This window comes from Xanthomonas cassavae CFBP 4642, from assembly GCF_000454545.1.
Lineage (GTDB): Bacteria > Pseudomonadota > Gammaproteobacteria > Xanthomonadales > Xanthomonadaceae > Xanthomonas > Xanthomonas cassavae.
In genome coordinates, this window is record NZ_CM002139.1 from 2,309,722 (window position 1) to 2,333,510 (window position 23,789).

Consider the following 23,789-nt stretch of genomic DNA (forward strand, 5'->3'; position numbering starts at 1 on the left):
GCTGCGCGGCCGAGTTCTCTGCCCGTACCGGCGTGGCGAGCAGCGGTGCCGTGCCCAGGACGGCGCTGGCGTCTCCATGCTGCGAAGGGTCCCGCCTGCTGGGTAGGGCGACGTGCCGGCGTCGCCGGCCCTGGACACGGCATTCCCGCCAGCTGGCGGGAATGTCGGCAGCCAACCCCGCTGGCGCGGTCAGGCAGCCTTGCGTGCGGCCAGTTGACGCAGCACGTACTGCAACAGACCACCGTGCTTGAAGTACTCCACTTCCTTTGGCGTCAGCAGCAGCACCTTGACCTGGAACTGCTTGACGCTGCCGTCGGACTTTCTGGCATCCACGGTGGCGCGGCGGCTGGCGCCGTCCTGCAGGCCGGTGATGTCCAGCACTTCCGAACCATCCAGGCCCAGCGTCTGCGCGTTCTCGTTCTCCAGAAACTGCAGCGGCAGCACGCCCATGCCGACCAGGTTGGAGCGGTGGATACGCTCGAAGCTTTCGGCGATCACCGCCTTGACCCCGAGCAGGTTGGTGCCCTTGGCGGCCCAGTCGCGCGAGGAGCCGGTGCCATATTCCTTGCCGGCCAGCACCACCAGCGGCACGCCGTCGGCCTTGTACTTCACTGCCGCATCGTAGATCGCCAGTTTTTCCGGCGCCGCGCCGTCCTTTCCGTAATACAGCGTGTTGCCGCCTTCTTCGCCGCCGAACATCAGGTTCTTGATGCGGATGTTGGCGAAGGTGCCGCGTACCATCACGTCGTCGTTGCCGCGACGGCTGCCGTAGCTGTTGAAGTCGGCCGGCTGCACGCCGCGTTCCTGCAGGAAACGGCCTGCTGGCGAGTCCTTCTTGATGTTGCCGGCCGGGGAGATGTGGTCGGTGGTAATCGAGTCACCGAACAGGCCCATGATGCGCGCCCCATGCACATCGTCCACGTTGCCCACCTGCATGGTCATGCCGTCGAAGTAGGGCGGGTTCTTGATGTAGGTCGAGGCCGCGTCCCACTCGTACAGCGCGCCATCCGGCGAGGCAATCGTGTTCCAGCGCGTATCGCCCTTGAACACGTCGGCGTAGTTCTGCTTGAACATCTCCGGGCCGACGGTGGCGGCGATGGTATCGCCGATTTCCTTGTTGCTCGGCCAGATGTCGCGCAGATGCACCGGCTGGCCATCGCTGCTGGTGCCCAGCGGCTCGGTGGTCAGGTCGATGTCGGTGGTGCCGGCGATGGCATACGCCACGACCAGCGGCGGTGAGGCCAGGTAATTCATTTTGACTTCGGGGTGCACGCGGCCTTCGAAGTTGCGGTTGCCCGACAACACCGAGGTCACCACCAGATCGTCCTTGGCGATGGCGGCGGACACGTCTTCCGGCAGCGGGCCGGAATTGCCAATGCAGGTGGTGCAACCGTAGCCGACCACATAGAACCCGAGTTTTTCCAGGTCGGTAAGCACGCCGGCCTTTTCGAGATAGTCGGTAACCACGCGCGAGCCCGGTCCAAGTGAGGTCTTCACCCACGGCTGCGCCTTCAGCCCCTTGGCCGAGGCGTTACGTGCAAGCAGGCCGGCGCCGAGCATCACCGCCGGATTGGAGGTGTTGGTGCACGAAGTAATGGCGGCAATGACCACGGAACCATCGCGCAGCTGCCAGCCGGCGCCACTGTCGGAGGCATGCTCGGCGTGTGCGGCCTTGGCGCCTACGGCCGTGCCGCCGCCGCCTTCGTTCTTCAGCCGGTCTTCCTGCTTCAGATCGGTCAGCTTCTTGCTGCGCACCTCGGCAAACGGCTTGAGGCTTTCGCGATAGTTGCGCTGCATGTCTGCCAGCAGCACGCGGTCCTGCGGACGCTTGGGGCCGGCCAGCGAGGGCTTGACCTCACCCATGTCCAGTTCCAGCGTCGCGCTGTACCGCGCCGGCGGCGTGTTGGCGTCGTGCCATAGCCCCTGCGCCTTGGCATAGGCTTCCACCAATGCAATCTGCTCCTCGCTGCGGCCGGACAGGCGCAGGTAGGTCAGCGATTCTTCGTCCACCGGGAAGATGCCGCAGGTGGCGCCGTATTCCGGTGCCATGTTACCGATGGTGGCGCGGTCGGCCAGCGGCAGGTGCTGCAGGCCTTCGCCGAAGAACTCGACGAACTTGCCCACCACGCCGGCCTTGCGCAGCATCTGGGTCACGGTCAGCACCAGATCGGTGGCGGTGGCGCCTTCGGGCAGCTTGCCGCTGAGCTTGAAGCCGACCACCTGCGGAATCAGCATGGACGAGGGCTGCCCCAGCATCGCGGCCTCGGCCTCGATCCCGCCCACGCCCCAGCCCAGCACGCCGATGCCGTTGATCATGGTGGTATGGCTGTCGGTGCCGAATACGGTGTCCGGGTAGGCGATCTGTGTTCCGTCCTTGTCCGCGCTCATCACCACGCGCGCCAGATTCTCCAGATTCACCTGGTGGACGATGCCGGTGTTGGGCGGCACCACCTTGAAGTTTTCGAACGCCTTCTGGCCCCAGCGCAGGAAGCCGTAGCGTTCCTGGTTGCGCTGGAATTCGATCTTGCCGTTGAGGTCAAGCGCATCGGCCGAGCCGAATACGTCCACCTGCACCGAGTGGTCGATGACCAGCTCGGAGGGGATCTGCGGGTTGATTTGGTCGGCGTTGCCGCCGAGCTTGACCACCGCATCGCGCATCGCGGCCAGGTCGACCACGCATGGCACGCCGGTGAAGTCCTGCAGCACCACGCGGGCGGGCATGAAGGCGATTTCGATATCGGGCTCGGCCTTGGGGTCCCACTTGGCGACCGCTTCGATATGGTCCTTGCCGACGGTGACACCGCCGTCCTCGTGCCGGAGCAGGTTCTCCAGCAGGATCTTCATCGAGTAGGGCAGGTGGCCAATATCGAAGCGCTCGCCCAGTTTGGGCAGGCTGTAATAGTCGTAGCGCTTGCCGTGGACCTCAAACGAGGTGCGGGTGGAAAAGGAATCGCTCATGCATCACTCCTATGGCGTCGAAGGCTTTAGGTAGGCCTTCATTCTGAGCGATTCAGTGTGTACGCACGGTGTGTCTGTCTCGATCTGCCGGCTTGAGTACGACGGTCGAAGTACGTATCATGCGCGCATACTTTCTGGAGCATGCTCATGGAAGCCACCGTTGCCGAACGCGGACAGATCACCCTGCCCAAGGCCGTGCGCGATGCCCTGGGTCTGACCAAGGGCACCACGCTCAAGATCGAACTCGATGGTGGGCGCATCATCTTGCGGAAAGATGTCAGCGAGGCGCTGCGCAAGGTGCGCGGCAAATTCAAGCTGGTCGATGGCCTGACCAGCACCGACGCCGCCATGCGCGTCATCCGCGGCCGCGCGCCCGGGGATCCGTTCGACCCATGATTGCCAACCTATGATTGCCCTGGATTCTTCGGTGCTGCTGGACATCCTGATCGGCGATGCGGTCTACGGCGAAGTGTCGGAGATCTGCATCGGCGACGCCCTGGCGCGCGACGAAGTCGTGGTCTGCGACGCCGTGGTGGCCGAGGTGCTGGCCATGCTGGACACCCAGGTCGACCTGATGGAAACCCTGGCCTCGATCGGGGTGCGTTACGAAGCCACCCAGGAAGCGGCGGCGGTGCGTGCTGGTCATATGAACAAGCGCTTCCGTGCACGTGGCGGCAAGCGCGAACGGGTGGTGGCGGATTTTTTGATCGGCGCCCACGCGATGCTCCAGTGCGATGGGTTGATCACCCGCGACGAGGGCTTCTTCCGCGATTACTTCAAGGGTTTGAAGATCACCGTGCCCAAGCCCGCACCCTGATCCACGTTTCGCGTTTTTACCTTCACCGCTGTCTTTTTTGGAGAACCCGCATGTTGGAAGCCTATCGCCACCACGTTGCAGAGCGCGCCGTGCTCGGTATCCCGCCGCTGCCGCTGACCGCGCAGCAGACCGCCGAGGTCATCGAGCTGCTGAAGGCTCCGCCGGCCGGCGAAGAAGAATTCCTGGTCGAGCTGCTCAGCCAGCGCGTGCCGGCCGGCGTCGACGATGCCGCCAAGGTCAAGGCTTCGTACCTGGCTGCGGTGGCCTTCGGCACCGAGACCACCGCGCTGATCAGCCCCACCCGTGCAACCGAGCTGCTCGGCACCATGCTGGGTGGCTACAACATCCAGCCGCTGATCGACCTGCTCGACAATGCCGAGCTGGGCGCCACTGCCGCCGAAGCGCTCAAGCACACCTTACTGGTGTTCGATGCCTTCCACGACGTGCAGGAAAAGGCGCAAGCCGGCAACGCGCACGCCAAGGCCGTGCTGCAGAGCTGGGCCGACGCCGAGTGGTTCACCAGCAAGCCGGAAGTGCCGCAGAGCATGACCGTCACCGTGTTCAAGGTGCCGGGCGAGACCAACACCGACGACCTGTCGCCGGCCCCGGATGCCACCACTCGCCCGGATATCCCGCTGCACGCGCTGGCGATGCTGAAGAACAAGCGCGACGGCGCCGCGTTCGTGCCGGAAGAAGACGGCAAGCGCGGCCCGATCCAGGCCATCGCCGATCTCAAGGACAAGGGCCATCTGGTCGCCTACGTGGGCGACGTGGTCGGTACCGGGTCCTCGCGCAAGTCGGCCACCAACTCGGTGCTGTGGTGGACCGGCGAAGACATTCCATACATCCCGAACAAGCGCTTCGGCGGCGTGTGCCTGGGCAGCAAGATCGCCCCGATCTTCTACAACACGATGGAAGACGCCGGCGCGTTGCCGATCGAGCTGGACGTGTCGCAGATGGAGCACGGCGATGTGGTCGAACTGCGTCCGTACGACGGCAAGGCGCTGAAGAACGGGCAGGTGATCGCCGAGTTCGCGATGAAGTCGGACGTGCTGTTCGACGAAGTGCGCGCCGGTGGCCGCATTCCGCTGATCGTCGGCCGCGGCTTGACCGCCAAGGCGCGCGAGCTCCTGGGCCTGCCGGCCTCGGACCTGTTCCGCCTGCCGATGGACCCGCCGGACACCGGCAAGGGCTTCTCGCTGGCGCAGAAGATGGTCGGCCGCGCCTGCGGCTTGCCGGAAGGCCAGGGCATGCGCCCGGGTACCTATTGCGAGCCGAAGATGACCTCGGTGGGATCGCAGGACACCACCGGCCCGATGACCCGCGACGAGCTCAAGGACCTGGCCTGCCTGGGCTTCTCGGCCGACCTGGTGATGCAGTCGTTCTGCCACACCGCGGCCTACCCGAAGCCGGTCGACGTCAAGACCCACCACACCTTGCCGGAGTTCATCTCCACCCGAGGCGGCGTGTCGCTGCGCCCGGGCGATGGCGTGATCCACAGCTGGCTCAATCGCATGCTGCTGCCCGACACCGTCGGTACCGGTGGCGACTCGCACACGCGTTTTCCGATCGGCATTTCGTTCCCGGCCGGCTCCGGCCTGGTGGCCTTCGCCGCCGCCACCGGCGTGATGCCTCTGGACATGCCCGAGAGCGTGCTGGTGCGCTTCAAGGGTGAGATGCAGCCGGGCGTGACCCTGCGTGACCTGGTCAACGCGATCCCGCTGTACGCGATCAAGGACGGTCTGCTGACCGTGGCCAAGCAGGGCAAGAAGAACATCTTCTCCGGCCGCATCCTGGAAATCGAAGGCCTGCCGAACCTGAAGGTGGAACAGGCGTTCGAGCTGTCCGATGCCTCGGCCGAGCGCTCGGCGGCCGGTTGCACCGTGCACCTGGACAAGGCGCCGATCATCGAATACCTGACCAGCAACATCACCCTGCTGCGCTGGATGATTGCCGAAGGCTATGCCGATGCGCGCACGCTGGGCCGCCGCATCAAGAAGATGGAAGAGTGGCTGGCCGATCCGCAGCTGCTGCAGCCCGATGCCGACGCCGAGTACGCCGCCGTCATCGAGATCGACCTGGCCGACATCGTTGAACCGATCGTGGCGTGCCCGAACGACCCGGACGACGTCAAGACGCTGTCCGACGTGGCCGGTGCGGCGATCGACGAGGTGTTCATCGGTTCGTGCATGACCAACATCGGTCACTTCCGTGCCGCTGCCAAGTTGCTGGAAGGCAAGCGCGATATCCCGACCCGGCTGTGGGTTGCGCCGCCGACCAAGATGGACGCCTCCGAGCTGACCAAGGAAGGCCATTACGGCACCTTCGGCGCGGCCGGCGCGCGCATGGAAATGCCGGGCTGCTCGCTGTGCATGGGCAACCAGGCGCAGGCACGCGAGGGCGCCACGGTGTTCTCCACCTCCACGCGCAACTTCCCGAACCGCCTGGGCCGCAACACCAACGTGTACCTGGGGTCGGCGGAACTGGCGGCGATCTGCTCGCGTCTGGGCCGCATCCCGACCAAGGACGAGTACATGGCCGATGTGGGCGTGATCAAGACCAGTGGCGATCAGATCTACCGCTACATGAACTTCGATCAGATCCAGGAATATCAGGACGTGGCCGAGACCGCGGCGGCCTGATCCGCTGCTGCAGTCAAGCGTGGAACGAATGCCCGGCACTGCCGGGCATTTCGCTTTTCGAGAGATAACTTCGTTTTGAATGCAGGATCGTTGGCGTTAAAGCAACTATCAGTTAACTGACGTGTGGCGTTGCAACAAAAATCTGAGGTGAAGAGGACTAGATTGCGCCGCTTCCCCACTTTCGCTCGATGCCGATGCCCACTTGCACGATCGCTGGTCAAACACTGCACTACACCCGACACGGCCAAGGCTTTCCGGTGCTGCTTGGCCACAGTTACCTCTGGGACGCGGCCATGTGGGAGCCGCAGATCCAGGCCCTGTCGCGGCACTACCAGGTCATCGTTCCCGAGCTCTGGGGACACGGGCAGTCAGGTTCGTTGCCGCACGGCACGCAGCAGATCGGCGATCTTGCCCGGCAGATGCTGGCGCTGCTGGACGCACTGGCGTTGCCGCAGTGCACGGTGGTCGGTCTGTCGGTGGGAGGCATGTGGGCCGCCGAGCTCGCCCTGATGGCGCCCGAACGCGTGTATAGCCTGGTGTTGATGGACACCTTCCTGGGCGCCGAGCCAACCGCCACGCGTGCGCGCTACTTCGGCCTGCTCGATGCGATCGAGGCGGCCGGGCAGGTGACGCCTGCGCTGATCGAGGCGATCGTGCCGATCTTCTTCCGCCCCGGTATCGATCTGAGCTCGGCGTTGCCGGCTGCCTTTGCGCAGCGTCTGGCGGCGATGTCGGCCGAGCAGTTGCGCGCATCCATCGTGCCACTGGGCCGGCTGATCTTCGGCCGAGCCGATCGACTGGACGCCCTGTCTGCGCTGGATCCGGCCAACACCTTCCTGCTCGGTGGCACCGAGGACATCCCGCGCCCGCCCGAAGAGGTGTGGATGATGGCCGAGGCAATCTGCTGCGATTATGAGCTGATCCCGGACGCAGGCCATATCGCCTCGCTGGAGAATCCGGCCTTCGTCAATGCGCAGTTGCTGGGATGGCTGAAGCGGACGGTGGGAGAGACCGAGGTGGAACTGATGCGTGCGGGATGAAGGCATGGCCTCATCTGACGTGGGATGAGGTGCGTGGTTCCCTACCAGCTCCTCTCTTCCTTTACTGACAGGAGAGGGGCTTGAAGCACTCTCGCGCAGGCGAGGGGTTTGAAGCGCTCTCTCGCGGGGGAGCGCTTGCAGCGCTGTTTCCCCGCAGGAGGGAGGCTCATCGCGTGCCACGCTATGGTCTGCCTTCCTGGCCGGAAAAAAGCTCGATGCTGTGATCGTTCGGCGCATGCGTTATTGGGGTTGTACGCCGGAACCCCAGAAATTTCCGTCACCTCCATATCCCCAGTCTGGCCACGAGCGCATTCAAGTCGGGAGTCGGTAGGCATCGTCAAAACAGCCAGGAATTTTCGCAGGTTGCTGCCGATCCTCGACTTCGCATGAATCCCTGCTGGCCCTCGGATCGCGGTACTGCTGCATTGCTTCGGTTTAACGTCCACATCTTTCCAAATCGGTTCATCGCCAGCGGCGTGCAGGCGAAAATAAACGGGCAGGAGTGGGCGACCCCCGTTATTTTTAAGTTGGCCACTTTAAGTTTCCTTGATAAAAAGTGAGCAGATATGGGACTTTGCTTTTCCAAATCCTCCGAATCGACTCAACATGCGGCACTTGCTCCAGGCGCCGCATATGACAGGGGAGAGTCGCCGCGAGCCTCCACTGTTTCCAGCTTTCAAAGCGTCACGCCGCCGCAATCGCCAGAGCTATTAGCCCTGAGGGTCTCCCTGGGGACGCGTCCGGACCGGTTGCGAAGGGGCGGAGATGAATCTCTGGAGCAGCATCAGATCCAGCAGGCCGCTTACCACATGGGAGCATATGTCGTCGGTGACGAAGTCACCAGTCCGACAAGACTCGCGACAGCCGGACAAACTGTTAACGATGTTCGCCTGATGCTCAAGCATGGCAGAGGAAACGTTAAAGCGGACGACATTCCCTCCGAAGGCCATAACGGCATCGGATCGTCAGTTGCAAAATCGGCAGCGGACGCCCACAGCAAGCTTGCCGTGGGCGTCGCAATGGGGGCAGCGGCCTGCGATCAGTCTGCTCCCCTTTGCGCCATCCTCCATGCTCCCCATATGGCGGCCAACGAGAGGAGTGTGACTTCTGGTGCTTCCGTACCAATGAAAGAGATAACCGACGACGGGGATGAGATGCCAGTCAAAGCGGGGCACACCTGGAACGAACTGAGGCGCGGAAGCCGCGACCCGAGGTCAACGGTGGTCATGGATGCCTGGGCCAACGGTCCGGCTGTTCGATTGAAAGACAGCGCATGGAGCGGAGAGCCAGCCGAGGAAGGTCGTTGGTCGATGGAAAAAAGCAGCGCCGAATTTCTGAAAAACCGTCTTGAAAGGTTAATTCCGTTAGTGCATCCGGACGAAGATGTAAACACTGCCAAACGCCTTGAATATTACCAAAAAAACCCCACAGCGTGGGAAAAATATGCAGAACCACAAGTGATCTCATCCGCTTTTGCCGATGAGGTACGCAACGCACTGGCCGATGTTCCTGAAAGCCAACAGAGGGATATCGCATCCCGGATGATTCAAGAGACCTACGGAATCAATCCTCAATCGCACGCGCACCAAGACGCAGTGGAATCAGTTCTGGAGGCAGTCAACCAACTGGACTCGCTGCCCCGGCCTCCTGTCGTGCCGCCTGGATACTGAACAGCAATGCGCCTCATCGAAACGTTTTGATCTGATCCCCTGGACACCCTCGATAGGGCTGAAGCCAAAGCCCCCAAAATGCCGTCCTTCATTTCCACCCGCCGTCGCATTCGTCCCAGTACAAGCCGCTGGACTGGTTCTTGATGCTTATGTCGTCGACCACGCAGTTGCGCTGATCGGCAGAGTAACAGATCTCGTGTAATAACCTGTCGCGTTGCTCTTTCAGATCGGCAGCATTGGTGTATGGAATCACCAATCGGTATTCCGCATCGTTGAGCTTGGAGCCCTCGTAGGAGAGGGCGACCAAGTCGTCGATGTTTTCGCGCCCCCGCTTCTTCCCGCGGGTGAAATTGCTGCCGTTCTCGATATGGGGCCAGAAAATCACGGTCACGGAGAGCTGTACAGGCATATAGTACTTCGGGCGCGGGAAAGGCGTGGTCGCCTACACGCTGCTGTGCAACCACGTGCCGCTCAACGGCTACCTGATCGGCACGCACGATTACCAGGCCCATCACGTATTCGACATCTGGTATCAGAACACGTCGGATGTCGTACCAACCGCGATCACCGGCGACATGCACAGCGTCAACAAGGCCAGTTTCGCCATCCTGCACTGGTTCGGTCCGCGCTTCGAGCCACGCTTCGCCAGCCTCGACGACCAGTTGAAGGAACTGTACTGCGCCGACGACCTTGCACAATACGAGAACTGCCTGATCCGACCGATCGGGAAAATCGACCGCGATCTCATCATCGACGAAAAGCCAAACATCGACCGGATCGTCGCCACGCTCGGGCTGAAGGAGATGACGCAGGGCACGCTGATCCGCAAGCTGTGCACCTATACCGCGCAAAACCCGACGCGGCGCGCGATATTCGAGTTCGACAAGCTCGTCCGCAGCATCTACACGCTGCGCTACCTGCGCGACCCTCAACTGGAGCGCAACGTGCACCGCTCCCAGAACCGCATCGGGTCTTACCACCAGCTACGCTCAACCGTTGCCCAGGTCGGTGGCAAGAAGGAACTGACCGGACGCACCGACATCGAGATCGAAATCAGCAACCAGTGTGCGCGCCTGATCGCCAACGCGGTCATTTACTACAACTCGGCCATCCTGTCGCGGCTGCTGACGAAGTATGAGGCGAGCGGCAACGCCAACGCGCTGGCGCTCATCACCCAGATGTCACCGGCAGCCTGGCGGCGCATCCTGCTGAACGAGCATTACACCTTCCAGAGCGACGGCAAGATACTCGACCTAGACGCGCTCGTGGCCGAACTGGAGCTGGGACGACGGAAATTTCTGGGGTTCTGGCGTACAACCCCTGATTACGGTTGCGCGCCTAGCCAGGCTTCCAGTGCCGGCGCTGGTAGGGGCCGCGAGAACAGATAGCCTTGCAGCACTTCGCAGCCCAGGTCGGCCAGGAACAGGCGCTGGGCCTCGTTCTCGACGCCTTCGGCCACCACGTGCTTGCGCAGGTGTTCGCCGATGCGCAGCACCGAGGTGGTGAGTGCGCGCGCGTCTTCGCTGTGTTCGATATCGCGTACGAAACTCATGTCCAGCTTCAGTTCGTCGATCGGCAGGCGATGCAGATGGCTGAGGCTGGAATAGCCGGTGCCGAAGTCGTCCAGCGACAACGAAATGCCGGCTTCGCGAATCGCATGCAGGTTTTCCAGCACGCCCGGCTGTCCGGAGAGCATCACGCTTTCAGTCAGTTCCAGGGTGAGATCGGACGGCTGCACGCCCAGTTCGGCGATCAGCTGGAGCAGGTCGGGAAGCATGCGCGGGCTTTCGAAGCCGCTTGCCGACAGATTCACCGACACGCGCGCTATCGGCACGCCACGCTGGCGCCAGTCCGCGACCTGTTCGCAGGCACGTCGCAGCACCCAGGCGTTGAGCTGCGGCATCATGCCTTGCTCTTCGGCCACCGGCAGAAACCGCGCCGGCGACACCGCGCCCAGTTGCGGGTGATTCCAGCGCAGCAGCGCTTCCACGCCATACAGGGCATGCGGCGCGGCGCTGTGCATCTGCGGCTGGTAGTGCAGCTGTAATTGGTCGCGGCCAATGGCCTGGCGCAGTTCGGCCTCCAGAGCCACGCGTTCCTGCGCCATGCGGTTCATGTCGGAACTGAAAAAGCGGAAGCGTCCGCCGCCTTCCTTCTTGGCGCGGTTCATCGCCAGGTCCGCATGCCGCAGCAGGATATTGATGTCGCGACCGTCCTCGGGAAACATCGCCACGCCGATGCTGGCCGAGGAATGCACGGTCATGTGGCCCACGCTCAGTGGGCCGGCGATGGTGCCCAGTACGCGCTCGGCCGCAGCGCTGGCCTGTTCGGCGCTGCATTGCGGCAGCGCCAGGGCGAATTCGTCGCCGGCCACACGCGCCAGCATGGCGGTGGCGGCCAACTGGTCGGTGATACGCAGCGCGATGTCGCGCAGCAGGCCATCGCCGGCCGCATGTCCCTGGCTGTCGTTGATCAGCTTGAAGCGATCGATGTTGATGAACATCAACGCTGCGGGCTCTCCGGCATATTCGGCCTGGGTGAGCGCCTGCTCGGCGCGCGCGCTGAACATGATGCGGTTGGGCAGGCCGGTCAATGCATCGTAGAAGGCAAGCTGATGCACGCGCTGGCGGATCTGTTCGCGCTCCAGCGCCAGCGTGCACAGCTGCTGGCACAGTTCGGTCAGCCGGACATGCCAGGCATCGGCGCGTTGCGGCCTGCGGTAATACAGCGCGAAGGTCCCCAGCACGCGCGCGCTGTTGGAGCGGATCGGCACGCTCCAGCAGGCGTGCAGGCCCATCGGCAGCAATTGATCGCGATACTGCGCAAACAAGGAGTCGGTGGCGATGTCTTCCACCATCACCGGGCGACCGCGCCAGGCCGCGGTACCGCAGGCGCCGGCACCCGGCGCGATCTTCAGGCCGTTGACCGCATCGGCGTATTCGGGCGGCAGGCTGGGTGCGGCCAGCGACTGCAGGCGGCCCTGGTTGTCGGCGCTCATCACCGTGGCAAGTACATCCGGTGCGATGCGCTCCACTTCGCTGCAGATCAGCGTCATCACCTCGATCAGCGGGCGTTCCTGCACTAGGGCTTCGAGCACGCGGTGCTGCAGTACCTCGTGCATCTTGGTATCGGTGATGTCGGTCAGCACCGCCACGTAATGCGAGGGGTGATGCCGGGCATCGTAGATCGGATTGAAATTGAGCGAGATCCACAGCGGCGAGCCGTCCTTGCGATACACCAGCAGATCGGCGCGGGTCTGCTGCAGGGCATCGGCGCGGTCGCGGATGCGGGCAACCTCGGTCGGGTCGCTTTGCGCGCGGGTCAGGACGTCCGAGGGACGCTGGCCCACCAGTTCGGCCTCGGTGTAGCCGAACATGCGCTGGAAGCCATCGTTGGCATACAACAGGCGCGATTGCAGGTCGCAGATCAGGATGGCGCTGCTACTGCCGTCCAAGGCTTCGGCCAGCAGCCGCGAACGCCTGTCCTGTGGGCTTTCGCCCTGCATGCGCATGCCTGCCGTGAGCGGGCCGGGCACGATGGCCACGTTCTCCGAAGTGCGTCCGGCCGCGCCCGCCGCAGCGAGGAGCGGCGCGGCATCGACGGCGCCGGATGCCTCCGCCGGGTCGTTCGGATGCGGGGGGAGCGCTGGCATGGGCGATCAGCGCGCCTGGGCCGACAAGGCGATCAGGCGCTCGGCCACGCGATCCAGCGGCACCACTTCCTGCGCGGCGCCGAGTTTGTAGGCAGCGCCGGGCATGCCCCAGACCACGCTGCTGGCTTCGTCCTGCACCAGTGTGGGCGCACCGGCCTGCAGCATTTCCAGCAGGCCGCGTGCGCCGTCGTCGCCCATGCCGGTGAGGATGGCACCGACCGCATTGGGCCCGGCATTGGCGGCGACCGAACGAAACAGCACGTCCACCGCGGGCTTGTGGCGGTTGACCGGCGGGCCGTCGTCGATGCGGCAGCGCCAGCGCGCACCGTCGCGGATGATGCGCAGATGTTGGCCGCCCGGCGGCAGATAGGCATGGCCGGGCAGGATCGCCTCGCCATCGCTGGCCTCGCGTACCGACATCGCCGAGTGGCGGTTGAGGCGTTCGGCAAATGCGGTGCTGAAGCTCGCCGGCAGATGCTGGGTCATCACCACTGCCGGTGCGTCGGCTGGCATGTGCTCGAGCACCACGCGCAGCGCTTCGGTGCCGCCGGCGGAAGCGCCGATGGCGATCAGGCGGTCGGTGGTACGGAAGCGCAGCGCGCTGCCCGGCACGGGCGCGGACTGCATGTCCAGGGTGACCTTGGGCGTGCTGGGGCGGTGCAGGGCGCTGACCCTGGCCTTGGCGGCCATCTTGACCTTGCTGACGATCTCTTCCGCATAGCCTTCCAGCCCGCGAGCGACGTCGATCTTGGGCTTGGACACGAAGTCCACCGCGCCCAGCGACAAGGCCTGCAAGGTGGTATCGGCACCGCGTTCGGTCAGCGACGAAATCATCACCACCGGCGTGGGGCGCAGGCGCATCAGGTTTTCCAGGAACACCAGGCCGTCCATGCGCGGCATTTCCACATCCAGCGTGATCACGTCCGGATTGAGGCGCTTGATCTTCTCGCGTGCCAGCAACGGATCGGCGGCGGAGCCGACCACTTCGATGCCGGCATCGCGCGAGAGGATCTCGGTGAGCATCTGACGCACGACCGCCGAATCGTCGACGATCAACACACGCACAGGAGTTTCCAGCGTCATTCGAACAACTCCACTCCACCGGTGACCGGTGCTTTGGATAGACGGGCGCGCACGGCCGATTCGGCAGCGGCGACTTCGGCTTCGTGTGCGTGCGGCAAACGCTGCACGACCACCCGGCCGGTCGTCGGGAAGAACCACACCTTGCGCGGATGGATGCCGCACAGATCTTCGGCAATGATGGGAATGTGTTCGGCCTGCAGGTACTGGCGCACGAACTCGGCGTTGCGGGTGCCGACCGGGTTGCTGGTGAAGCCCTTGAGCACGTTGGCGCCGCCGAACACCTTGGCTTCGATGCGTTTGCGATGCGCGCCGCGCTTGAGCATGTCGTTGATCAGCAACTCCATCGCATAACTGCCGTAGCGCGCGGGTGCGCCGTCGCCGACCTGGCCTTCCGGCAACAGAAAATGGTTCATGCCGCCGATCTTGAGCACCGGATCGCGCAAGCAGGCTGCAACGCACGATCCCAAGGTGGTCGTCAACGCGGTGTCGTCGTCCACCACCAGGTACTGGGTGGGCAACAGCTTGGCGGTGATGGTCTGGAACCGCGAATCGCGGTAGCGCATGACATCGTCGATCTGCACGGCGGTACTCATGCAGAGGCTCCCGCACGCGGAGCGCGCCGATACAGCGTGCGCCCGCACGGCTGGATCAGATCGGCCGCGTGCAGGTAGTTCTCCGAATGCCCGGTGTAGAGCAGGCCGTCGTCGCCCATGTGGCTGACCAGACGCGACAGGATGCCGCGTTGGGTGGGCTTGTCGAAGTAGATCATCACGTTGCGGCAGAACAGCGCCGCATACGGGCCGCCGACGTCGTATCGCGGTGTCAGCAGATTCAACTGGCGGTATTCGATGAGCTGGCGCAATGCCGGGATCACCCGGCACTTGCCCTCGTTGGGGCCGCTGCCGCGCTGGAAGTACTTGCGCTTGATCGCCGCGTCCAGCGAGGCGACCCGGTCGATGGCATAGACGCCGCGCGAGGCGGCTTCCAGCACCTGGGTGTCCACGTCGGTGGCGACGATGCTTACCGGCGGGGTCAGCGTGCCGAAGGCTTCGCAGGCGGTGATGGCGATGGAGTAGGGCTCCTCGCCGGTGGACGCGGCGCACGACCAGATCTTCAACGGCGCCTGCGCCGCACGTTTTTGCAGTTCTTCGCGCAGCTTGTCGAAGTGATGCGGCTCGCGGAAGAACGAGGTGAGGTTGGTGGTCAGCGCGTTGGTGAACGCCTGCCATTCTTCCTCGTCGTTGCCGGCTTCCAGCTGGTCAAGGTAGTCGCGGAACGAGCGCAGGCCGAGGACGCGCAGACGACGCGACAGCCGGCCGTACACCATGTCGCGCTTGGCCGGGGCCAGGGCGATGCCAACACGCTGGTAGATCAGGTCGCAAACGCGTTTGAAGTCGCGGTCGCCGAAATCGAATTCGCGTGTGTCAGAAGCGGGAGTGGTAGTCGTCATATCCATACGCGTGGTGAGCTATGACTGGATATCGGCCGTGGGGCCGTGCAACTGAAGCGCCAATCCGTCGATTGGTGGCGGTCGCTCCGTGCCGTTGCGTGGAAGATGCCGTGCTGGGACCTACCTGTCGCGCTGCGTCACCGCAGGAAGGCAGCAATCGCAACAGGCATAAACACAACGCCCCGGCAGGGCCGGGGCGTTGTGGGTGACAGCGGTGACTCAGAACTCTTGCCAGTTTCCGTCGGCCAGTGCGGCCTGCGACTTGCCAGGGCGCGCCGGGGTTGCCGCTGCGCGGACCGCCTGCTTGGCGGAGGTCTTGACTGCCACCGGACGCGAGGCCACCGGGCGCAGGCGTGCCTGCGTGGCGAGGGCGGCCGACTCGTCCAGCTTGAACACCGATACCGCTTCGGCCAGATGGCCGGCCTGTTCTTCCATCGAACGGGCGGCGGCGGTGGCTTCTTCCACCAGCGCCGCGTTCTGCTGGGTGGTTTCATCCATCTGGGTGATGGTCTGGTTGACCTGCTCGATACCGGCAGACTGTTCCTGCGAGGCCGCGGAGATCTCGCCCATGATGTCGGTCACGCGCTGCACGCTGGCGACGATGTCGGCCATGGTAGCGCCGGCCTTGCGCACCAGCGCCGAGCCTTCGGCCACCTTGTGCACGGAATCGTCGATCAGGCCCTTGATCTCCTTGGCGGCACCGGCCGAACGCTGTGCGAGCGTGCGCACTTCCGAGGCAACCACGGCGAAGCCACGACCCTGCTCACCGGCACGTGCCGCTTCCACGGCCGCATTCAAGGCCAGGATGTTGGTCTGGAACGCAATGCCATCGATGACCGAGATAATGTCTGCGATCTTTTTGGACGAGGCTTCGATGCCGGACATGGTGGTGACCACCTGCGACACCACTTCGCCGCCCTGCGAGGCCACGCCGGTGGCGCCGATGGCCAGCTGATTGGCCTGGCGCGCGCTTTCGGCGTTCTGCCGGACGGTGGAGGTGAGTTCTTCCATCGACGCGGCAGTCTCTTCCAGGTTGGCGGCCTGCTGCTCGGTGCGCTGCGACAGGTCGGTATTGCCGGAAGCGATTTCGCCGGCCGCCGCATTGATCGCGGTGGACGAGGACTTGATGCGACCGACGATATCGGCCAGCTGTTCGGCGGTGGCATTGGCATCGTCGCGCATCTGCGCAAATACGCCACTGAACTGGCCGTGCATGCGCACGGTCAGGTCGCCGCGCGACAGCGCCGACAACAGCGTGGAGATCTGCTCGATGCTGGCGGCGTTGGCGTCCAGCAAGCCGTTGAGCTGCTGGGCCAGCTGCAGGAAGAAGCCCTGCTTGCCGTCGGTTTCCACCCGGCCGCTCATGTCGCCGCTGGCGGCGGCGCGCACGATGCGGGCCACCTCTTCTTCGACCTGCACTTCGATGGTGCGGTCGCGCCACTCGCAGACTTCGCCGGTGGTTTCGCCCTGCTCGTTCTTGATCCCTGTGACGGTCTGCGCGAGCACCACTTCACCGAAGCGCTCTTCGAAGCTGGTGACGCCATCGCGTTCCAGTATGGCAATGGCCTTGCGCACGGTGGCATCGGACAGGCCCAGGTAGCTGATGTGCCGGCCGATGACCTTGCTGGCATCGAACTCCGGCGATGCCAGGCGGATGCTGCTTTCGTACTGCGCCACGATCTTCTTGAAGGCGTCGTTGGCGTAGATCATGACCCGCTCGGGGTCGGTGATGAACGTGCCGGTGGAGGACTTGTCCAGCGCGGTGCGGATGCGCAGGTTCTCGTCAGCGATGGTGCGATCGCGTTCGATGCGCTCCTTGAGGTCGCGCTGCATGCGCTGCATGGAGCGCATCAGTTCGCCCACTTCGTCCTGGCCCTGCACGTTGATCTGGCCATCCAGCTTGCCGCCGGCGATTTCGGTGGCGGTGGTGACTGCGCCGCGCATGCTCTTGACGATGGAACGGGCGAACAGGAATGCCAGGCCGAGGCCGCCGGCGATGCCGATCAGCAGCACCATCACGGTCAGCGAGACGGAGGTGGCGTGGACCTTCTCGGCCTTGGTCTTGGCAGCCTGCGCGAGCAGGTTGTCTTCGGCGATCAACGCGGCCAGCGAATCCTTGGCCTTGTTGTGCAGGGTGCGCGTTTCACCGACGAAGGTGTTGATGGCGTCGTCCGGGAGATTGAGCTCGATCATTTCGTCGACGCTGGCGTAGGAGGCCGAAGCCTTCTTCCAGTCCGCCACGAACACGTCGAACAGCTTCTTTTGTTGCGCGCTTTCGATCAGGCGGGGGTAGCCCTTGATCGTTGCCTCGATTTCGCCGTTGAGCCTCTTGGCGCGGACCTTGGCTTCCTGCTTGACCGCATCGCTGGCGCGCACCAGGTTTTGATAGGACGCATTGCGGTATTCGCCAAGCATGCCGCGCAGGTCGCCGGCTTCGCGGACGCTGGACATGGTGTTGCCGGCCAGGTCGCGGGTGACGTTGTTGAGCGATGCCAGGCCCGAATACGCGATGATTCCCTGCACCAGCATGACCAGCAGCACGATGCCGAACGCCAGCATCAGCCGCGGCATCAATTTCAGATTATTGATCCATTGCATTGACACAATTCCCCCGTAGAAGTCAGTCCGCATAATCCAGACAGCACATCGCCACGCATGGGCGTGGCGATGTGCTTTACGATTACTTGATGGTGGCGAGCTTCAGGCTGGCCGGCGAGCTGACTTCGATTTCGGCACGCGAACTGTCGCGCTGGATCTTGCCGAGGACGCAGACGTCCTTGCCTTCCAGCGATTCCGGGGCAAAACTGAACTTGCCGCGGTTGGCGCCGTCGATACGGGCCGAGAAGGTGTGGCGCGGGAACATGCCGCCCATGTACAGGAAGGTGGGCTCACCCTCCGAGCTCTGTGCATACTTGGCCTTTTCGACCTTGCCGCACACCATGCCGTCCTTGCCGACGAAACGGGTGGCCATCTCCGGCGGAATCATTTCCTGCGACTGGGCCGACAGCGTGGGAGCAACAATCACGAGAGCAGCGACGGGGAGGAGCGAGAGCAGGAACTTCATATGGATTCTCCAGAATCGAAAGTCGAACGGTGACCCGTTTGTGTACGCGGGCTTCCATTCAGCTATCGGCGAGCTCTGGTTCAACTTGAATGCAAAAAACGTGAATCTCATCGCACTTCGATCCGGCTGTGCGTCGCGTGTCGGGACGCTCCTGACACCGGATGGTCGCAACATCGTTGCCCGGACATGGCTGCGGCCGTCAGACGGAGGGCGGATCGCCGGCTTGCGATGCGCACCCGCACCTCGCACCCCTGACGTACCCGCCCTCCCTCTGACGGCCGCGCGTACCGCGCTGCCCGCGTTGAATCAGGCGGCTTCTTCGGTCAGCTGCTGCTGGCCCAGTTCAGTGCTGTCCAGCAGGGTCTCGATGTCCAGCAGGATCAGCATGCGATCGTCCTGGGTGCCGATGCCGGAAATGAAGCGGGTGTCGACCGAGGCGCCGAACTCGGGGGTCGGGCGGATCTGGTCGTCGTTGAGCGGGATCACGTCCGAGACGCTGTCCACCACGATGCCGACCACGCGGTCTTCGACATTGAGCACGATCATCACGGTGAAGGCGTCGTAGCGCGCTTCCTTCAGGCGCAGCTTCAGGCGCAGGTCGATCACCGGCACGATGGTGCCGCGCAGGTTGATCACACCCTTGATGTAGTCGGGCGCGTCCGGCAGCCGGGTGACCGAGTCGTAGCCGCGGATTTCCTGCACTTTCAGGATGTCCACGCCGTAGTGCTCTTCGCCCAGGGCGAAGCTGAGGAATTCACCACCGGTGCCGGTGGTCGTGCTTTTGTCGTTCATGGAAACTCCGGGCGTTGCGGCTGAGTGTCGGGTGCGGCACAAGGTTGAAAGAGGGTTGCCATAGCAACATCGGCGCAGCGCTCGGCAACTTTAGGGATGCGCTGGGCATGGTGCGGGAGGGTTCAGAACACGCCGCTCTTGCGTGCGTTGCGCTGGCGGTCCACCCGGAAGATGTAGCGCTGGATGGTTTCGTCGGCGCCGCGCGGCAGGTCGCTGAACTGCATGCCCACGCGAAAGCCTTCGCTGCCGTTGGGCAGGGTCTGCTTGTGCTGGCTGCACACGGTGAGCGGCAGCGAGATCGGTGCGGTGTCGGGCAGCTGCAGGGTGCAGTCGCGGTAGGTGCGTTGCGGTTCCAGCAGGGGCATGCCGGCGGTGAGCGAGACGGCCAGGCCGCCACTGCTGATATCGATCACGCGCAGCTGCAGGTTGAGATTGCCGCCCTGGGCCTGGTCCTGGCGGATGGTGCAGATGGGCGAGTCGGTGATCGGCGTTTCCAGCCGGTACGACTCGCGCCGCTGCATGTGGTACATGGCCTCGGGCAGGTCGGCGCGGAAGGCGACGTGGATGTCGCGCTCGATACGCTCGGCCCGTTCCAGCCGGAAGCGGACATTGACCCGCTCCAGCTGCGCATAGCACAGCAGGTACTTGGCATCTTCGATGGCGCGGTTGGAGGTGTCGTTGTGGCTGCCGTCCAGGACCACGCAATCGTCGTCTTCGTCCACTTCCAGCACGGCGGTGGGCACGGCCATGTCGCGGCCGGCCACGTGCATGGTGACCACGGCGCGCTGGTCCAGCAGCTGGCGCAGCAAGCTGCGGATCTGCCGCTTGTTGCGCAGCAGATAGCGCTCGTCACCTTCGGCGAGGTGATCGTGGTGGTCCAGCTCTGACGCTGAGGTATCGCCTTGGGACATGGGCACAAGCACAGTGGAAGCGGGATGACGCCCGGCGGGTTGTCCCGGCGTCGCCTTGATATCGGCGGCAAACCCAAATCTTTAAGAACCGTCGCCCAATATCGTCTGCCTGGCGGTCGTTGTGCGCAGCTGGCCTTGTGGCTTCCGCCAGCGCGCGACGGCCTGGCGGCGCCCCTTCCTCACGACGCACTGGATGCGGTGACCTCGTAGAGGTTGCTACGTTGCGTGGACCGTGGCTTGCTGGTTTTTCAACAGAACCATCAGCCAACGGCCTGGCGTGGTGTCCTCGCCGCTCGCGGGACCGTTGGCGGCATGGATGCCACCATCGAGCCCGCATGGATGGGTCTACGGCGTGTCCTGCGAGCGGTGAGGGCACCGCGCCCTCGATGCTGTGATTTTGCTGCAAGCAATCGCGGTTGTGCCGTCTCAGGGATAGGCGTGACGTGCGTTGGCCAGCAAGGTGCTCAGGCGGTCTTGCTGTTCGAGGCGGAACACCGCCACCGCATCGACCAGCTGTGCGGCCTGGTCTTCCATCGCGCGTGCGGCGGCAGTGGCTTCTTCCACCAGCGCCGCGTTCTGCTGGGTGCTTTCGTCCATCTGGGTCACGGTCTGGTTGACCTGGGTGATGCCGGCGGCCTGCTCGCGCGAGGCGCTGGTGATCTCGCCCATGATGTCGGTGACACGCTGCACCGAGCTGACCACCTGCTGCATGGTGCTGCCGGCTTCGGAGGCCAGCGCGGCGCCATTGCCGATACGTGCGACCGAGTCTTCGATGAGGTGCTTGATCTCCTTGGCGGCACCGGCCGAGCGCTGGGCGAGGGTGCGCACTTCGCTGGCCACCACGGCAAAGCCGCGGCCTTGCTCGCCGGCACGCGCCGCTTCCACCGCGGCGTTCAACGCCAGGATGTTGGTCTGGAAGGCGATGCCGTCGATGACGGAGATGATCTCGGCGATCTTCTTGGACGAGGTGTCGATGTCGGCCATGGTAGTGACCACGCGGCCGACCACATCGCCGCCCTGGGCGGCGACACCGGCGGCGTCGAGCACCAGGCGGTTGGCCTGGTCGGCGTTGTCGGCATTCTGCTTGACGGTGGCGGTGAGCTCTTCCATCGAGGCGGCGGTTTCTTCCAGCGCGGCGGCCTGTTGCTCGGTGCGGCGCGACAGGTCGCCGTTGCCGGTGGCGATTTCGGTGGCGGCCGAATTGATCGCCAGCGAGGAATCCTTGATCCGGCGCACGATGCCGGCCAGCTGGTCGGCAGTGGCGTTGGCGTCGTCGCGGATGCTGGCAAACACGCCCTGCAGGTCGCCGTCCATGCGCGCGGTGAGATCGCCTTGCGACAGCGAGGACAGCAGTGCCGACACGCGCGACAGGCCGTCGGCATTGTTGTCCAGCAAGGCGTTCAGTTGCTGGGCGAGCAGCAGCGGGAAGCCCTGCTTGCCGTCGAGGCCGACCCGTTCGCTCAGGTCGCCGGCGGCGGCAGCCTGCACGATGCGCGCGACTTCCTGTTCCACCTGTACTTCCTGGGTACGGTCGGTCCACTCGACCACGAAGCCCATGCGTTCGCCGGCCGCGCCGATCACCGGGCTGACCACCAGCCGCATGGTGCGGCCACCGACGTGGATCTGTGCGGTGTGGGTACCGGTGAGTTGGTCGAGCATGCGCGCCTGGTGTTCGGGCTTGCGGTGGAACTGGTCGATGCTGGCGTCGATCAGCGCATCGGCATCGAAATGCGGAAGGTCGCGGCGCAGCTCGTCCTGCACGCTCTTGAGCATGCGCTGCAGCGGGCGGTTGACGTAGATGATGCGGCGATCGGCATCGGCGATCATCACGTTGGTGCTGACATCGTCGAGCGCGGTGCGCACGCGCAGCGCTTCGCTGGCGATCAGGTGATCGCGCTCCAGGCGCGCGCGCAGGTCGTCGCGCATGGTGCGGGCGTTGCGCAGCAGGCGGCCCAGTTCGTCGTGGCGGTCGATCTCGATCGGGTTGTCCAGGCGGCCGGCAGCCACATCGCCAAGCACGCGTTCCACGGCCAGCAACGGACGGGTGACCATCATGCGCGCAGCGACGAACACCACCGCGATGCACAGCGCCAGCACCACCAGCGAGAACAGCAGCATGCTGCCCATCAGCTCGTCCAGCGGGCCGTCGATGGCGCTGCGCGGCTGGGTGCCGACCACCGCCCACTGCCACGGCGCATAGCGCTGGGCGGTGACTTCGAACGCCAGGCTATTGCCCTTGGCATCACGCAGCTGCAGGTTGGCGCTGGGCTGCTTGCCGTCCAGCACGGCCTGCAGCGTGGCCTGCTGGTCGGCCGCTACCAGCGCCGACAGGGTTGCCGGGGTGCCCGGCGGCGCGGCGACGACCTGGCCCTGGCGCTCGCCTGGTGCCATGTCGACGATGACGAAGTAGCCGTCCTGGCCCAGCTTGGTGGTGCTGACCTGTGCCTTGAGCGCAGCCAGGCCCTGGGTGTAATTGCGACCGACGAACAGCGCGCCGATCACTTCGCCGGCAGCGTTGCGCAGCGGCGCGTAGTAGGTCATGTACTGCTCGCCGAACAACTGCGCCTGGCCGGTGAAGGGCTTGCCTTCGGACAGCGCGGCATAGGCCTTGCCCTTGCGTTCGAGCAGGGTGCCGATCACGCGCTCGTTCTGCTTGTTGCGCAGCGAGGTGGTGATGCGCACGAAGTCGTCGCCGGTGCGCACGAAGATGGTCGCCACGCCGCCGGTGGCCTGCGCAAAGCGATCCACCGCGTCGAAGTTCAGATTCAGTGCCTGATCGCCGACGCGCAACGACGGCGTGGCCTGCTCGCCGATGGTGACGGTGTCGGTGGTGTCCAGTTCGCGTGCGCCGCGCGGCAGCATGTCGTCGAAGACGCTGCCCAGACGCTCGGTGCCTTCGGTCAGGGTGACGTCGTACATCGCCACCGATTGCTGCATCAGTCGTGTGCTCGAGCGCAGTTCGGCCTTGACCTGCGATGCGATGTCTCCGGCCGATTGCCGGTAGATGGTCAGGGCCAGCAGGCCCAGCGAGATCGCGATGATCAGGGTCAGAAGTGCGGACAGCCGAGTGCCGACAGACAGTCGGTTGAAGAGATGCATGAGGGATCGACCTTGCCCGGGGGAGGGCGTTACGGATGCGTGAATGCGTTAGCGGCCGCCTATGCTCCAAATTGATCCGTTATGCTGAAATCTGCATGAAAACGTGCGATGTGTTCAGCTTCGGGGTGGTGAAAGCTTTTTAGGAGCGGATGTCTCGGCCATAATTTGTAAATTCGATGTGAAAGTGGCGCGGGCAGCTGGTGTAGCCGTGACCTCGCACCAGTCGTCAGATCGGCAAGGAAGCAATAAAAAAGCCGCGTCCCTCGCTCAAGGGAAGCAGCTGAGAAATCAACCGAGTGCGGATCGAAGACCTGCGCATGGCGGCGCTGATAAGCGTGTGGTCCGTGCGCTGCGACATTGCGCGCAGCGGCTAGTTCATGCCCTGTGCAACGCAGGCAGGCAAACAGGGCACCGTGATCGATGCCCACGGTCCGTTCACCGTGGGCAGAGCTGGTAGGCACGGACGCGACTTGGAGCGGGAGACAGGACTACTGCGCAGTCGTCAGGTGGACGCGGCCGGCGCCCGATCCGGCATGTACCCCTCGTACGTTCCGGTTCCGAGTGCGCCGCTCACACCCACCTGACGATTGCTTGCTACGTCCCGTGAGCCG

At 64.3% G+C, this 23,789-nt stretch carries 16 protein-coding genes, 1 other RNA gene and 2 pseudogenes; 7 read left to right on the forward strand and 12 right to left on the reverse strand.

Features of this window, described 5'->3' with window-relative positions; genetic code table 11:
• Positions 1 to 189: 189 nt before the first annotated feature.
• Positions 190 to 2,958, reverse strand: a complete 2,769-nt coding sequence (acnA, locus tag XCSCFBP4642_RS0110340) for an aconitate hydratase AcnA (RefSeq protein WP_029219721.1) — start codon at positions 2,956 to 2,958, stop codon at positions 190 to 192.
• A 147-nt stretch (positions 2,959 to 3,105) separates the two neighbouring features.
• Between acnA and XCSCFBP4642_RS0110345 the strand changes: the two genes are divergently transcribed.
• The 4 genes from XCSCFBP4642_RS0110345 to XCSCFBP4642_RS0110360 all read left to right on the forward strand — a co-directional run bounded on the left by XCSCFBP4642_RS0110345 (position 3,106) and on the right by XCSCFBP4642_RS0110360 (position 7,457).
• Positions 3,106 to 3,354, forward strand: coding sequence for an AbrB/MazE/SpoVT family DNA-binding domain-containing protein (locus XCSCFBP4642_RS0110345; RefSeq protein ID WP_003486316.1), 249 nt, complete (start codon positions 3,106 to 3,108; stop codon positions 3,352 to 3,354).
• Between the two features lie 10 nt (positions 3,355 to 3,364).
• Positions 3,365 to 3,775: a type II toxin-antitoxin system VapC family toxin gene (locus XCSCFBP4642_RS0110350; protein ID WP_029219722.1), complete on the forward strand. Its 411-nt coding sequence runs from the start codon at positions 3,365 to 3,367 to the stop codon at positions 3,773 to 3,775.
• A gap of 50 nt (positions 3,776 to 3,825) precedes the next feature.
• A complete protein-coding gene (gene acnB / locus XCSCFBP4642_RS0110355) occupies positions 3,826 to 6,417 on the forward strand; it encodes a bifunctional aconitate hydratase 2/2-methylisocitrate dehydratase (RefSeq protein WP_029219723.1) in 2,592 nt (863 codons plus the stop codon).
• A 194-nt stretch (positions 6,418 to 6,611) separates the two neighbouring features.
• Complete coding sequence (locus tag XCSCFBP4642_RS0110360) at positions 6,612 to 7,457, forward strand: alpha/beta fold hydrolase (RefSeq protein WP_029219724.1); 846 nt, start codon at positions 6,612 to 6,614, stop codon at positions 7,455 to 7,457.
• 779 nt (positions 7,458 to 8,236) lie between these two features.
• Here XCSCFBP4642_RS0110360 and XCSCFBP4642_RS24560 read toward each other — a convergent pair.
• Positions 8,237 to 8,632, reverse strand: a pseudogene (locus XCSCFBP4642_RS24560) (hypothetical protein); the annotation flags it as partial.
• Positions 8,633 to 8,683: 51 nt separating this feature from the next.
• Here XCSCFBP4642_RS24560 and XCSCFBP4642_RS28500 point away from each other — a divergent pair.
• A complete protein-coding gene (locus XCSCFBP4642_RS28500) occupies positions 8,684 to 9,127 on the forward strand; it encodes a hypothetical protein (protein ID WP_160170367.1) in 444 nt (147 codons plus the stop codon).
• Between the two features lie 88 nt (positions 9,128 to 9,215).
• On the opposite strand, the gene XCSCFBP4642_RS0110370 is transcribed toward XCSCFBP4642_RS28500, so the two are convergent.
• Positions 9,216 to 9,518: a hypothetical protein gene (locus XCSCFBP4642_RS0110370; RefSeq protein WP_200859744.1), complete on the reverse strand. Its 303-nt coding sequence runs from the start codon at positions 9,516 to 9,518 to the stop codon at positions 9,216 to 9,218.
• A 22-nt stretch (positions 9,519 to 9,540) separates the two neighbouring features.
• Here XCSCFBP4642_RS0110370 and XCSCFBP4642_RS0110375 point away from each other — a divergent pair.
• Positions 9,541 to 10,413: pseudogene (locus XCSCFBP4642_RS0110375) on the forward strand (Tn3 family transposase); the annotation flags it as partial.
• A 38-nt stretch (positions 10,414 to 10,451) separates the two neighbouring features.
• On the opposite strand, the gene XCSCFBP4642_RS0110380 reads toward XCSCFBP4642_RS0110375, so the two are convergent.
• The 9 genes from XCSCFBP4642_RS0110380 to XCSCFBP4642_RS0110420 form a co-directional block, all read right to left on the reverse strand.
• A complete protein-coding gene (locus XCSCFBP4642_RS0110380; protein ID WP_029219727.1) occupies positions 10,452 to 12,779 on the reverse strand; it encodes a sensor domain-containing protein in 2,328 nt (775 codons plus the stop codon).
• Positions 12,780 to 12,785: 6 nt separating this feature from the next.
• Complete coding sequence (locus XCSCFBP4642_RS0110385) at positions 12,786 to 13,862, reverse strand: protein-glutamate methylesterase/protein-glutamine glutaminase (protein WP_029219728.1); 1,077 nt, start codon at positions 13,860 to 13,862, stop codon at positions 12,786 to 12,788.
• Positions 13,859 to 14,455, reverse strand: a complete 597-nt coding sequence (gene cheD / locus XCSCFBP4642_RS0110390; RefSeq protein ID WP_029219729.1) for a chemoreceptor glutamine deamidase CheD — start codon at positions 14,453 to 14,455, stop codon at positions 13,859 to 13,861. The genes XCSCFBP4642_RS0110385 and cheD overlap by 4 nt, the downstream gene beginning before the upstream one ends.
• The gene (locus XCSCFBP4642_RS0110395; protein WP_029219730.1) at positions 14,452 to 15,318 is read right to left on the reverse strand and encodes a CheR family methyltransferase; all 867 of its coding nucleotides are present in this window, start codon (positions 15,316 to 15,318) and stop codon (positions 14,452 to 14,454) included. Before XCSCFBP4642_RS0110395 ends, cheD begins: the two co-directional genes overlap by 4 nt.
• Positions 15,319 to 15,531: 213 nt before the next feature.
• Positions 15,532 to 17,910: a methyl-accepting chemotaxis protein gene (locus XCSCFBP4642_RS0110400; RefSeq protein WP_029219731.1), complete on the reverse strand. Its 2,379-nt coding sequence runs from the start codon at positions 17,908 to 17,910 to the stop codon at positions 15,532 to 15,534.
• A gap of 82 nt (positions 17,911 to 17,992) precedes the next feature.
• Positions 17,993 to 18,298 (reverse strand): hypothetical protein, encoded by a 306-nt coding sequence (locus XCSCFBP4642_RS0110405; RefSeq protein WP_372358778.1) that lies wholly within the window; start codon positions 18,296 to 18,298, stop codon positions 17,993 to 17,995.
• Between the two features lie 384 nt (positions 18,299 to 18,682).
• A complete protein-coding gene (locus tag XCSCFBP4642_RS0110410; protein ID WP_029219732.1) occupies positions 18,683 to 19,168 on the reverse strand; it encodes a chemotaxis protein CheW in 486 nt (161 codons plus the stop codon).
• Positions 19,169 to 19,290: 122 nt separating this feature from the next.
• The gene (locus tag XCSCFBP4642_RS0110415) at positions 19,291 to 20,079 is read right to left on the reverse strand and encodes a flagellar brake protein (RefSeq protein ID WP_029219733.1); all 789 of its coding nucleotides are present in this window, start codon (positions 20,077 to 20,079) and stop codon (positions 19,291 to 19,293) included.
• Between the two features lie 426 nt (positions 20,080 to 20,505).
• The gene (locus tag XCSCFBP4642_RS0110420; protein WP_029219734.1) at positions 20,506 to 23,178 is read right to left on the reverse strand and encodes a methyl-accepting chemotaxis protein; all 2,673 of its coding nucleotides are present in this window, start codon (positions 23,176 to 23,178) and stop codon (positions 20,506 to 20,508) included.
• Between the two features lie 533 nt (positions 23,179 to 23,711).
• Here XCSCFBP4642_RS0110420 and XCSCFBP4642_RS26890 point away from each other — a divergent pair.
• Positions 23,712 to 23,788, forward strand: a non-coding RNA gene (locus tag XCSCFBP4642_RS26890) — sX9 sRNA.
• The last annotated feature ends 1 nt before the right edge of the window (position 23,789 follow it).

Excerpts from the sequence above, each read along its gene's own strand:
- XCSCFBP4642_RS0110345 (WP_003486316.1), top strand. The coding sequence starts at position 3,106 with ATGGAAGCCACCGTTGCCGAACGCGGACAGATCACCCTGCCCAAGGCC.
- XCSCFBP4642_RS0110415 (WP_029219733.1), bottom strand. The coding sequence starts at position 20,079 with ATGTCCCAAGGCGATACCTCAGCGTCAGAGCTGGACCACCACGATCAC.
- acnB (WP_029219723.1), top strand. The coding sequence starts at position 3,826 with ATGTTGGAAGCCTATCGCCACCACGTTGCAGAGCGCGCCGTGCTCGGT.
- cheD (WP_029219729.1), bottom strand. The coding sequence starts at position 14,455 with ATGAGTACCGCCGTGCAGATCGACGATGTCATGCGCTACCGCGATTCG.
- XCSCFBP4642_RS0110395 (WP_029219730.1), bottom strand. The coding sequence starts at position 15,318 with ATGGATATGACGACTACCACTCCCGCTTCTGACACACGCGAATTCGAT.
- XCSCFBP4642_RS28500 (WP_160170367.1), top strand. The coding sequence starts at position 8,684 with ATGGATGCCTGGGCCAACGGTCCGGCTGTTCGATTGAAAGACAGCGCA.
- XCSCFBP4642_RS0110410 (WP_029219732.1), bottom strand. The coding sequence starts at position 19,168 with ATGAACGACAAAAGCACGACCACCGGCACCGGTGGTGAATTCCTCAGC.
- XCSCFBP4642_RS0110380 (WP_029219727.1), bottom strand. The coding sequence starts at position 12,779 with ATGCCAGCGCTCCCCCCGCATCCGAACGACCCGGCGGAGGCATCCGGC.
- acnA (WP_029219721.1), bottom strand. The coding sequence starts at position 2,958 with ATGAGCGATTCCTTTTCCACCCGCACCTCGTTTGAGGTCCACGGCAAG.
- XCSCFBP4642_RS0110400 (WP_029219731.1), bottom strand. The coding sequence starts at position 17,910 with ATGCAATGGATCAATAATCTGAAATTGATGCCGCGGCTGATGCTGGCG.
- XCSCFBP4642_RS0110385 (WP_029219728.1), bottom strand. The coding sequence starts at position 13,862 with ATGACGCTGGAAACTCCTGTGCGTGTGTTGATCGTCGACGATTCGGCG.
- XCSCFBP4642_RS0110420 (WP_029219734.1), bottom strand. The coding sequence starts at position 23,178 with ATGCATCTCTTCAACCGACTGTCTGTCGGCACTCGGCTGTCCGCACTT.
- XCSCFBP4642_RS0110405 (WP_372358778.1), bottom strand. The coding sequence starts at position 18,298 with ATGATTCCGCCGGAGATGGCCACCCGTTTCGTCGGCAAGGACGGCATG.
- XCSCFBP4642_RS0110360 (WP_029219724.1), top strand. The coding sequence starts at position 6,612 with ATGCCCACTTGCACGATCGCTGGTCAAACACTGCACTACACCCGACAC.
- XCSCFBP4642_RS0110350 (WP_029219722.1), top strand. The coding sequence starts at position 3,365 with ATGATTGCCCTGGATTCTTCGGTGCTGCTGGACATCCTGATCGGCGAT.